The sequence below is a fragment of the Priestia sp. TRM10 genome (assembly GCF_057808375.1).
In genome coordinates this window covers 42,457-53,981 of the sequence record NZ_JBJZOT010000020.1, presented here as the reverse complement: position 1 = coordinate 53,981, position 11,525 = coordinate 42,457, and the positions used below count along the sequence as shown (strand labels likewise).

Here is an 11,525-nt window from a genome sequence, read left to right as displayed (position 1 = left end):
TGTTCCCATGCCGAACACAGAAGTTAAGCTCTTGAACGCCGATGGTAGTTGGGACTTTGTCCCTGTGAGAGTAGGACGTTGCCAGGCACCATATAAAAAGGCTGATCTATAATAGATCAGCCTTTTTATGTATTTACAAAAAAAGATAGGTTGTCTTCATTTATGGACCATGCACTAGAAGAATGTACTCTTCATATAATACGCTAATTAGTATTTCAGCCTATAATCTAGTTATCTTAAACTCTCTTAATGTGTATATTCTCTAAAGTGCTGGTTATACTGTATTAGTAAGAGGAGGGAGAAATAAATGAAGGCGAATCATCAAAAAGAACAATGTATGGTATGTGAGGAATATAGAGAAGAAGGCATTAGGATATTATTTTCTTTCCTATGTAGAGATTGTGAGAAAGAAATTGTGGATACAGAAACAAATGAAGTAATGTATGATTACTATGTGAAAAAACTAAAGCGAATGAATACATCTAAAGTTGAATTATAGTCTGCTTCTTACTTTAATAAAGAAGCAGTCTTTTTTTTATCGTTATTCTATTGTTTCACAAGTTCTTTTTATTTGCTACTATTGGTTAAGAGAGATAAAAAGGAATTGATAAAAATGACATCTCAATCAAACACTCCATTATATTCTAAATTAGTAGATCATATGAGAACAGAACCTTCTTCTTATCATGTTCCAGGCCATAAAAATGGAGAGGTCTTTCCTCTTCTCGGAAAATCACTTTTTCAAGATTTATTGAAAATAGACGCAACAGAAGTAACAGGTCTTGATGACCTTCATGCTCCTGAAGGCGTGATTAAAGAAGCACAGGAATTAGCCAAAGAGCTATATAAAGTAGAGCAAACCTTCTTTTTGGTTAACGGTTCAACGGTTGGTAATCTTGCTTCAATTATGTCAGTGTGCAAGGACGGTGATCAGATTCTCGTTCAACGTGATTCTCATAAATCTATTTTAAATGCTTTGAAGTTAACAGGAGCTCACCCTTTATTTTTAACTCCAGAGATTGATTCTCAAACTGGATTTTCACTAGGAATAACAGAAAATGATATAAAGGATGCTATTGAGAACTATCCAAACGTTAAAGCTATAGTACTTACAAATCCAAGCTATTACGGTGTTTCTAATAATCTTTGTTCCATTATTAAACATGCGCATGCTAAGAAGATACCAGTTATCGTAGATGAAGCACACGGAGCTCATTTTATTTTAGATGGCTTTCCAATCTCATCTGTCGGTTTAGGAGCAGATATAGTAATTCAATCAGCTCATAAAACATTACCAGCAATGACAATGGGATCATACTTACATGCTCAAGGTGACCTTATTGATAAGGAGGAACTTTCCTATTTTTTATCAATACTTCAATCAAGTAGCCCTTCATATCCTATTATGGCTTCTTTAGATTTAGCTCGCTTTTATCTAGCCTCTTTATTAGGGAAAGAAGATTATATTCTTCATTCATTAAAGAAATTTAGAGAAGAAATAGCTTGTATAGATGGTATAACTGTTCTAAAGCCTGATTATGTTAATATTAGTCATGATCCCCTAAAGCTTTCTATAAGTCTTGATGGATTATCAGGTTATGTCCTTCAAGCTTTATTAGAACAGCGAGGTATATATAGTGAGTTGGCAAATGAAAAGAGCGTACTACTTATTTTGCCGTTAACAACAAATTTTTATGATGAAAAATTGATCCATAGCCTTAAAGAGATTGCTACACAACAAGTGTCTCAATGTCAGGAACAGGCAGTTTCAAGTTTCTTCTTACATAACTTTAGAAAAAATGTACATCCTCTAGATGTGACATATCAAGAAGGGAAAACCTTGAAAAGAAGAAAGATTCATATAGATGAGGCAAAAGGAAAAGTAACAGCTAGAAATATTATTCCTTATCCACCAGGGATTCCTCTTTTCATGGAGGGAGAGAAGTTAGGGGAAGAGGGGATTTCTTACTTGAAAAAATTAATAAGTGAAAATGTACATATTCAAGGAATACAAAAGCCTGAAAGTGAAATTGAGATTTTTGTACGAGAGGACGAGAAAGTATGACAGAACGTTTTATTACCTTTGAAGGACCTGAAGGAGCAGGGAAAACTACTATTATAAATAAGCTACAGCAAGAATTAGAAAGTCGCAGTATTCCAGCTATTTTTACAAGAGAACCTGGAGGGATTGAAATCTCCGAAAAGATTAGAAGTATCATTCTAGACAAAGAGCATACAACAATGGATGGCAGAACAGAAGCTCTTCTTTATGCCGCAGCAAGACGTCAACATTTAGTTGAAAAGGTTATACCTTCTTTAAAAGAGGGAAAGTATGTTATATGTGACAGGTTTATTGATAGTTCTTTAGCTTATCAAGGTTACGCAAGAGAAATTGGCCTAGAAGATATTTTTTCCATTAATTCTTTTGCAGTTGATGGCTATATGCCTGATATTACATTTTACTTAGACCTTGATGTTGAAGCCGGATTAGAAAGAATAAATCAAAATAAAGATCGAGAGGTAAATCGTCTTGATCTAGAAACATTAAGTTTTCATAGGAAAGTTAGAGAAGGTTATCTAATTCTTAAAGAGAAATTTCCAGAAAGAATCATAAAGATTGATGCAAATCGAACAGTTTCTGAAGTTTTTGAAGATGTACTTTATCATTTGCAAAGGAAGTATAAACTCTGAAACATTTCGTCATTAGAGAAAATTTCTTGATATAATAAAGGGAAATATGAGAACTATATAACCTTATGGAAAGGGAGTATGTAAAATGAAACTTGTTATAGTAGTGGTTCAGGATACAGACAGCACAAAATTTTTAGATGCGCTCGTAGAAAATAATTTTCGTTCTACAAAGCTTTCGAGTTCAGGGGGTTTCTTGAAATCTGGAAATACAACGCTTATGATTGGTACAGATGATGATCGTATTGATGAGCTTTTAGAGGTAATTAAGAATAACTGCCAAAACCGCAAGAAATTCGTTTCTCCACTTTCACCTATGGGTGGTAACGTAGATTCTTATATTCCATATCCTGTAGAAGTAGAAGTTGGTGGTGCAACAGTCTTTGTATTACCAGTTGAAGCTTTTCATCAGTTCTAAAATGAAGGGATAAAAATGAAAATTAATCAAGATGCTCCATTATATATTGAGCAAGATAGACAACAAAGTCAGAAGGTCACGTCTTCCCCGCTAAAATTTCAGGATCTCGTTGGGAAACAGGCAAATAAACTACAGCTACAACAGCTACAGCAGCTTATGGCAGGAATTGAAGACCAAGGACAGCGCCTTGCTCGCTCTCAAACATTAAGGGAAATGGCTAAATATAAGATGCTTATAAGGCGTTTTATTAAGGAAGCTGTAGAATTTGGATTGGATCTTAAGGATTCTAGAAGTTTTAGTTATGATGGACAGACCCAAAAACTAATAACGGTTGAAGAGATTGATGAAAAGTTAATGGAGCTTACTAAGGCTATAACAAATCAACAAGCAGACTCAATCTCTTTACTAAAAAAGTTAGGTGAAATTAAAGGCCTTTTAATTAATTTATATATGTAATTTGAAGTGAGTGAGAATCGTGAAAAACTGGAGAGAACTTGAAAATATTCAACCAAAAGTGATGAAAATGATTGAGAACAGTTTAAATAAGGAACGTGTCTCACATGCATACTTATTTGAAGGCGGACGGGGCACAGGAAAGAAAGATGTAAGCTTTCAAATGGCTAAAAGTTTGTTTTGTACAAATAGGGATGGAGCTAAACCTTGTTCTACTTGTTCAAATTGTAGACGGATTGAATCACAGAATCACCCTGACGTTCATTTCATTTCTCCTGAAGGTCAGTCTATTAAAAAAGAGCAAATTCAATATTTACAAGCAGAGTTTCAGAGGACGGGTGTAGAGTCAAGAAAGAAGCTCTATATTATCGAACATGTTAACAAGATGACGCCAAACGCAGCAAACAGCTTATTGAAATTTTTAGAAGAACCGCATGCAGACACATATGCTATCTTATTAACTGAGCAGATTCATCAGTTACTTGATACAATTGTGTCAAGATGCCAAGTACTTTCATTTCAACCACTTACTCCACAGGTTTTAGTTGATACCCTTGTTGAACATAGCGTCTCTCCTTCTACTGCGCAGTTATTATCTCACTTAACAAATAGCCTTGAAGAAGCTTTACAGTTAAATGAAGATGAATGGTTTGGACTTGCACGAAAGTTAGTGATAAAATTAAATGAAACATTAGTAACAAGACCAGAGCAAGCTCTGTTTTTTATCCAGGAGCAGTGGATTTCCCATTTCAAGGATAAAGAGCAGTATGAGAAAGGCTTGCATCTCCTTTTACTATTGTATAGAGATTTAGTGCAGTTACAGGCTGATAATGAACAGACTATCGCTTTTATAGGTTATAGAGAACAACTTAAGAAGCAGGCTTTGCAAACAACACAAAGAAAAAGTGTTCAACGTTTGGAAGCTGTGCTAAAAGCTAAGCAGAAGCTAAGCTCCAATATGAATCCACAGCTATTAATAGAGGAGCTGGTGTTGGAATTACAGGAGGGATAGGAGCTTGTATGAAGTAGTAGGTGTTCGCTTTAAGAAAGCGGGAAAAATATATTATTTTGATCCAGGAGAGCTTAAGGTTGATAATGGGGAATATGTTATCGTTGAAACTGTTCGAGGGGTCGAGTTCGGAAAAGTAGTCATTGGCAGCAAAAAAGTTGAAGAGGATGATATTGTTCTTCCACTGAAGAAAGTGATTCGAATTGCTAATGTAAAAGATAAATTGAGCGTAGAAGAAAACCGACAAGCAACAAAGAAAGCTTATGAGATATGCGTAGAGAAAATTGCTTATCATAAACTTGAAATGAAACTTGTAGACGTTGAGTATACGTTTGATCGAAATAAAGTAATTTTTTATTTTACTGCGGACGGACGCATTGATTTCCGTGAATTAGTTAAAGACTTAGCTTCTATTTTTAGAACGCGGATTGAACTTCGCCAGATTGGTGTAAGGGATGAAGCCAAGCTTTTAGGTGGTATCGGACCTTGTGGTCGCATGCTTTGTTGTTCTACATTTTTAGGAGACTTTGAGCCTGTATCTATTAAGATGGCAAAAGACCAAAGTTTATCTTTAAATCCTACAAAAATTTCAGGGTTATGTGGCCGTTTGATGTGCTGCTTAAAATATGAGAACGATGAGTATGAGAGTGCAAAAGAAGAATTACCTGATGTAGGAGAGTCTATTAATACGCCAAATGGAAAAGGGCGCGTTGTTGGGCTGAACTTACTAGAACGTATTTTACAAGTAGAACTCTCTGACCGAGAGCGAGTTGTGGAATATACGTTAGATGAAATTATGCATGAAGGGGCTATTTCCATTCAAGCCACTGATCAATGAGGTGTATAGGTTTGGATAAGAAAGAGATATTAGATTCTGTAATGGGTATGGAAGAGCAGATTGGATATCTGTCAAAACAACTAGGAAGCTTAAAAGAACATCTTGCTGAACTCATTGAAGAAAACCACCACATGACGTTAGAGAATAAACATCTACGAGAGAGACTTGAAAGAACGGAAACCAAATTAAAATCCAAAAAACCAAAAGAAAATGTACAAAAACAAATTGATATTGGTGAAGGATATGATAATTTAGCTCGTTTGTATCAAGAAGGTTTTCATATTTGCAATGTTCACTACGGAAGTGTTCGGAAAGAAGATTGTCTTTTTTGCTTATCTTTTCTAAATAAAAAGTAAAAGGGGTGCCTAAGGGCACCCTTTTATACGGCTTTAAAAGCAAGAAAGGGAAATGATAATGGTCAATTTAAAACATGATGAGCGTTTGGATTACTTATTAGGAGAAGAGCGTTTGCGTATTATTCAAAGTCCAACCGTCTTCTCCTTTTCTTTAGATGCCGTTTTGTTGGCTAAATTCACATATGTGCCAATTCAAAAAGGAAATATTATCGATTTATGTACGGGAAATGGAGTTATTCCTTTTCTTTTATCAACACGTTCTAAAGCATCAATTACTGGAGTTGAAATTCAGGAGCGACTCTATGATATGGCTAATAGAAGTAATAAATATAATGAGCTACAAAAGCAAATCTCTTTTATTTTAGGTGACTTAAAAGAGATGCCAGCAATGCTTGGAACAGGAAAATATGATGTTGTAACATGCAATCCCCCATATTTTCCAACTCCTCAAAAGGAAGAAAGAAATAAAAATGAACATTATGCTATTGCAAGACACGAGATTTTATGTGATTTAGAAGATGTTATAAAAGCGAGTAGTGCCCTTGTAAAACAAGGGGGAAAAGTAGCGCTTGTTCATAGACCAGGACGTTTATTAGATATTATTACCTTAATGAGAGAGTATCGTTTGGAACCAAAAAGAATTCAATTTGTTTATCCAAAGGAAGGGAAAGAAGCGAATACCCTCCTTGTAGAAGGAATAAAAGATGGAAAGCCTGACTTAAAAATCTTACCGCCTCTATTTGTGTACAATGAAAAAAATGAATATACGAAGGAATTAAACAAAATTCTTTATGGATGAGCATTTTTTCTATGTTTTAGAATGTCGGGATAAGAGTTTTTATGGTGGATATACAAATAACATGGAAAGACGATTAACAGTGCATAATGAAGGTAAAGGTGCAAAGTATACTCGTGCCCGCCGTCCTGTTATTTTATTGTACAAAGAAGCATTTGAAACAAAAAGTGAGGCAATGAAAGCAGAATATGCTTTCAAAAAACTAACAAGAAGAGAAAAAGAACGGTTTTTAGAAGAAAGGAAGAATGAATGATGTGGCAACAAAAAAGCTATCAGCAAAATAGTGAAAAAGGGTCATTATATTTAGTTCCAACTCCAATTGGAAATCTAGAAGATATGACATTTCGTGCTATTCGTTCATTAAAAGAAGCAGATTACATTGCAGCAGAAGATACGAGACAAACGAGGAAGCTCTGCAACCATTTTGAGATTGAGAAGAGCATTATAAGCTACCATGAACATAATAAACAGCAAAAAGGAAAAGAAATCATTGATGATTTGCTGCAAGGTAAAACAGTCGCTCTTGTAAGCGATGCAGGTATGCCGTGTATCTCAGACCCTGGAGTTGATCTTGTTGAACTAGCTTTACAAGAAGAAATTGCCGTTATCCCATTACCAGGTGCAAATGCAGCTCTAACGTCTCTTATTGCTTCCGGCTTAAATACAGAGCATTTTATGTTTTACGGATTTTTACCTCGTCAAAAGAAACACCGTAAGGAAATTATAGAAGAGCTCAATAAAGAAAGAAGAACTCTTATTTTTTATGAAGCTCCACATAGATTAAAAGAAATGCTTCTAGCTATTCATGATGGCATGGGAAACCGCAAAGCCGTTATTTCCCGAGAGCTTACGAAGAAATTTGAAGAGTTTATTAGAGGTTCACTAGAAGAGCTAATTGATTGGTGTAATAATGGAGAAGTACGCGGGGAATTTTGCGTTATAGTTGAAGGGAATCAAGGAGTTATAAAAGATGACGAGGAAGTCTGGTGGGTTTCTCTATCGATAATTGAACATGTTGATCATTATATACATAAAGGTCAATCAAATAAGGAAGCACTAAAAAGTGTTGCAAAAGATCGGGGAATATCCAAAAGAGAAGTTTATCAAGACTATCATATAAAATAAAAAAAGAGAGGAATTCCTCTCTTTTTTTTATTTTGAAGACTCTAAGTTATCTTGAATTTCTTTAATAATTTGTTCTGCACCTTCACGGCTTAAGATTAGACGACCGTTAGCAATTTGCATGTTATCGTCAGAAACTTCACCTGTTACTTGGCAAGTCATGTTTGGTTTGTACTTTTTAAGGATAATGCGGTCCTCATCCACATAAATTTCAAGAGCATCCTTTTCAGCAATACCAAGTGTACGACGTAATTCGATTGGAATTACCACACGACCCAATTCATCAACTTTACGAACAATACCTGTAGATTTCATAATTAGTTTCTCCTCCCATGAATAAGCTTTCTCTATATAATTTCGTCAATATTCGACATTTTCTTCTCTGATTTATCATATCAGGATTTCCAAAAGCAGTCAATAATTTATTTCGAAATTGAGCTAATTTATTTAAAAAAAGCTAATTTCAGCAAAAATAGGATATTTAAAGGGATAAAGTACCTTATAAGGTTTAAAATTGTTTAAAATAAGCCTAATATTTACTTTAATTATATTTTATTGAATTAAGCAAAGTTTGACAAGGAATATGCATATTTCGACATAAAACGACAAAGTTGATTTTTTAAAATTACCCTTAAAACAAAATGAAAGGAGAGGTGTATCTTTAAAGAAAGTAGGAGAGGATGATAAGGGACTATCTCTTATAAAGAAAGCTAGCTTAATTCTATTGAAGATACCCCTTTTAAAAAGCATTGAGAAAATAGTAATATAGTATATAGAAGAAATTTATTTCATTCATATAAAAGTGAGAAAACTTTCTCAATGCCGGCAAAGGAAAAAAGCGTAGAGAAAGAGCTTTATGTGTGCGCTTTTACTTTTTCTATGATATAACACTCGTATCAAGACGGCTCATAAATACATTCGACATTATATTGATAAAGAAATTAATGGAGGTTTGGCGACATATGACAGAGCAGAAACAAAGTTTTTACATTACGACCCCTATCTATTATCCAAGTGGTAACCTGCATATTGGACATGCTTATACGACAGTAGCTGGGGATGCGATGGCTCGCTATAAACGTTTAAAGGGGTTTGACGTATATTATCTTACAGGAACAGATGAGCATGGACAAAAAATTCAGCGTAAAGCAGAAGAGCAAGGGATTACTCCTATTGAGTATGTAGACAATATTGTATCTGGTATTAAATCTCTTTGGAGTAAATTGGATATTTCATATAATGACTTTATCCGTACAACAGAAGAACGCCATAAAGTTGTTGTTGAAAAGATTTTTGATCAACTTGTAAAACAAGGAGACATCTATTTAGATGAATATGAAGGATGGTACTGTACTCCTTGTGAATCATTCTTTACAGATCGTCAGCTTGAGGATGGAAAATGTCCAGATTGTGGCCGTCCAGTAGAGAAGGTTCGAGAAGAATCTTATTTCTTTAAAATGAGTAAATATGCAGATCGTTTACTACAATTTTATGAAGAAAATCCAACGTTCATTCAACCAGAATCTCGTAAAAATGAAATGATCAATAACTTTATTAAACCAGGTCTTGAAGATTTAGCGGTTTCTCGTACAAGCTTTGAGTGGGGAATTAAAGTTCCAAATAATCCTAAGCATGTTGTGTACGTATGGATTGATGCTCTATCAAACTATATTACAGCACTTGGCTATGGAACAGATGATGATACAAAATACCAAAAATATTGGCCAGCAAACGTTCATCTTGTTGGAAAAGAAATTGTACGTTTCCATACTATTTATTGGCCAATTATGTTAATGGCATTAGATTTACCATTGCCAAACAAAGTATTTGCACATGGTTGGTTATTAATGAAAGATGGAAAGATGTCAAAATCAAAAGGAAATGTTGTTGATCCTGTTACTCTTATTGATCGCTATGGATTAGATGCATTACGCTATTATCTATTACGTGAAGTTCCATTTGGTTCTGATGGAGTCTTTACACCAGAGGGATTTGTTGAGCGTACAAACTTTGATTTAGCAAACGACTTAGGAAATCTTGTGAATCGTACAATTGCGATGATTAACAAGTATTTTGATGGTGAAATCCCGGCTTACAGTGGACCTGTAACAGAATTTGATGAAACTCTTTCTGCATTCCAAAAACAAACGGTTACAAAATATGAAGAAGCAATGGAAAAAATGGAGTTCTCTGTTGCTCTAACCGCTCTATGGCAATTTGTAAGCCGTACGAATAAGTATATTGATGAAACACAGCCATGGGTTCTTGCAAAAGAAGAGGATAAAACGAATCTTGCATCTGTTATGGCTCATTTGGCAGAATCTATTCGTCATATGGCGATTCTTTTACAACCTTTCTTAACTCAAGCACCGAAAGGCATTTTTGCTCAGCTTGGACTTGAAGATGAGAAACTTCAAGCATGGGAAAGCCTTCAACAATTTGGAACAATCCCACCAGGTGTAAAAGTGGTGAAAAAAGGGCAGCCTCTTTTCCCACGTTTAGATGTGGAAGCTGAGGTAGCTTATATTAAAGAGCAAATGCAGGGCAGCGCTCCAGCTCCAAAGGAAGAGAAGAAAGACAAGACAGAAGAAAAGCAGGAGAGCCCAGAAATCACAATTGATGATTTTATGAAAGTGGATCTTCGTGTTGCTCAAGTTCTAAAAGCAGAACCTGTTAAAAAAGCAGACAAGCTACTAAAAATTCAACTTGATCTTGGCTATGAACAGCGTCAAGTTGTGTCAGGTATTGCAAAGTTTTATAAACCTGAAGATTTGGTAGGGAAAAAAGTTATTTGTGTAACTAACTTAAAACCTGTTAAACTTCGCGGAGAACTTTCACAAGGTATGATTTTAGCAGGAGAAGAAAACGGCATATTGTCTCTAGCTTCTGTTGATCAAACACTAGAAAATGGTGCCCGTGTGAAGTAAAGATGAATCAGCCTCTTCAATTTTTGAAGAGGCTCCTTTTTTACTTTAAAATAGACGTAGTTTCATGTGAAACGAAAAAGATAGAAGAGGTGTTAATTTTGTTATTTGATACACATGTTCACTTAAATGCAAATCAATTTGATGAAGACTTAGAAGAAGTGATTAATCGAGCTCTTGAAGTAGATGTTAAGCAAATGGTTGTTGTTGGATTTGACCGTCCAACAATTACAAAAGCAATGGAGCTTGTAGAAAAATATGATTTCCTATATGCAAGTGTTGGTTGGCATCCTGTTGATGCAATTGATATGAAAGACGAAGATTTAGAATGGATTGAAGAGCTAGCAGCACATCCAAAAGTTGTAGCAATCGGAGAAATGGGATTAGATTATCATTGGGATAAGTCGCCAAAAGATGTGCAAAAAGAAGTTTTTCGTCGTCAGGTTCGTTTAGCTCGTAAAGTAAATCTTCCTATCATCATTCATAATCGTGAAGCAACAGAAGATGTGGTCGAGATTTTAAAAGAAGAGAAAGTTGAAGAAGTTGGCGGGATTATGCACTGCTTCAGTGGAAGCCTTGAAACAGCTAAACAGTGTATAGATATGAACATGCATATCTCATTTGGTGGACCGGTTACATTTAAAAATGCAAAAAAACCGAAAGAAGTTGCAGCAGAGATCCCACTTGATCGATTATTAATCGAAACAGATTGTCCTTATCTTGCTCCACACCCAAATCGTGGAAAGCGAAATGAACCGAGTTACGTTACACTTGTAGCTGAACAAATTGCTGAATTAAGAGGTATTAGTTACCAAGAGCTAACAGAAAAAACAACAGAGAATGCCCAAAAATTATTCGGCATAAATCGATAAATTTTTTACCCCTTCTTAAACAGAGCTGTCCGTAAACTCAATGTTTAAA

Annotated in this window: 14 protein-coding genes and 1 rRNA gene; 14 read left to right on the top strand and 1 reads right to left on the bottom strand. The window is 35.0% G+C overall.

The window, feature by feature from the left end:
- From rrf to rsmI, 12 genes are all read left to right on the top strand, one after another.
- Positions 1–87, top strand: a 5S ribosomal RNA gene (gene rrf / locus ACK3CR_RS26855); the annotation flags it as partial.
- A 220-nt stretch (positions 88–307) separates the two neighbouring features.
- Positions 308–499: a sigma factor G inhibitor Gin gene (locus ACK3CR_RS26850; protein ID WP_113754014.1), complete on the top strand. Its 192-nt coding sequence runs from the start codon at positions 308–310 to the stop codon at positions 497–499.
- Positions 500–613: 114 nt separating this feature from the next.
- Complete coding sequence (locus ACK3CR_RS26845; protein WP_243516045.1) at positions 614–2,065, top strand: aminotransferase class I/II-fold pyridoxal phosphate-dependent enzyme; 1,452 nt, start codon at positions 614–616, stop codon at positions 2,063–2,065.
- Positions 2,062–2,691, top strand: coding sequence for a dTMP kinase (gene tmk, locus ACK3CR_RS26840; protein ID WP_243516036.1), 630 nt, complete (start codon positions 2,062–2,064; stop codon positions 2,689–2,691). Before ACK3CR_RS26845 ends, tmk begins: the two co-directional genes overlap by 4 nt.
- Positions 2,692–2,776: 85 nt before the next feature.
- A complete protein-coding gene (locus ACK3CR_RS26835; protein WP_124052828.1) occupies positions 2,777–3,106 on the top strand; it encodes a cyclic di-AMP receptor DarA in 330 nt (109 codons plus the stop codon).
- A gap of 15 nt (positions 3,107–3,121) precedes the next feature.
- The gene (locus ACK3CR_RS26830) at positions 3,122–3,562 is read left to right on the top strand and encodes a YaaR family protein (protein WP_243516034.1); all 441 of its coding nucleotides are present in this window, start codon (positions 3,122–3,124) and stop codon (positions 3,560–3,562) included.
- Positions 3,563–3,578: 16 nt separating this feature from the next.
- Positions 3,579–4,571 (top strand): DNA polymerase III subunit delta', encoded by a 993-nt coding sequence (holB, locus tag ACK3CR_RS26825; RefSeq protein ID WP_243521018.1) that lies wholly within the window; start codon positions 3,579–3,581, stop codon positions 4,569–4,571.
- A 4-nt stretch (positions 4,572–4,575) separates the two neighbouring features.
- Positions 4,576–5,406, top strand: coding sequence for a PSP1 domain-containing protein (locus tag ACK3CR_RS26820; RefSeq protein ID WP_019395142.1), 831 nt, complete (start codon positions 4,576–4,578; stop codon positions 5,404–5,406).
- Positions 5,407–5,417: 11 nt separating this feature from the next.
- Positions 5,418–5,762, top strand: coding sequence for a DNA replication initiation control protein YabA (gene yabA / locus ACK3CR_RS26815; RefSeq protein WP_019395141.1), 345 nt, complete (start codon positions 5,418–5,420; stop codon positions 5,760–5,762).
- Positions 5,763–5,820: 58 nt separating this feature from the next.
- Entirely contained in the window at positions 5,821–6,561 is a 741-nt protein-coding gene (locus ACK3CR_RS26810) for a tRNA1(Val) (adenine(37)-N6)-methyltransferase (protein ID WP_243516031.1), read from the top strand.
- Positions 6,554–6,811, top strand: coding sequence for a GIY-YIG nuclease family protein (locus ACK3CR_RS26805; RefSeq protein WP_328123919.1), 258 nt, complete (start codon positions 6,554–6,556; stop codon positions 6,809–6,811). The genes ACK3CR_RS26810 and ACK3CR_RS26805 overlap by 8 nt, the downstream gene beginning before the upstream one ends.
- Positions 6,811–7,683 (top strand): 16S rRNA (cytidine(1402)-2'-O)-methyltransferase, encoded by an 873-nt coding sequence (gene rsmI / locus ACK3CR_RS26800; RefSeq protein ID WP_243521016.1) that lies wholly within the window; start codon positions 6,811–6,813, stop codon positions 7,681–7,683. The genes ACK3CR_RS26805 and rsmI overlap by 1 nt, the downstream gene beginning before the upstream one ends.
- Positions 7,684–7,710: 27 nt before the next feature.
- On the opposite strand, the gene abrB is transcribed toward rsmI, so the two are convergent.
- A complete protein-coding gene (abrB, locus tag ACK3CR_RS26795) occupies positions 7,711–7,995 on the bottom strand; it encodes a transition state genes transcriptional regulator AbrB (RefSeq protein ID WP_019395137.1) in 285 nt (94 codons plus the stop codon).
- A 647-nt stretch (positions 7,996–8,642) separates the two neighbouring features.
- Between abrB and metG the strand changes: the two genes are divergently transcribed.
- Together metG and ACK3CR_RS26785 are read left to right on the top strand one after the other, a co-directional pair.
- Positions 8,643–10,607 carry a methionine--tRNA ligase gene (gene metG / locus ACK3CR_RS26790; protein ID WP_328123920.1) on the top strand — a complete coding sequence of 655 codons (1,965 nt, stop codon included), beginning with the start codon at positions 8,643–8,645 and terminating at the stop codon, positions 10,605–10,607.
- Positions 10,608–10,705: 98 nt separating this feature from the next.
- On the top strand, positions 10,706–11,476 hold the full coding sequence (locus tag ACK3CR_RS26785) for a TatD family hydrolase (RefSeq protein WP_328123921.1): 771 nt from the start codon (positions 10,706–10,708) through the stop codon (positions 11,474–11,476).
- Positions 11,477–11,525: the final 49 nt, after the last annotated feature.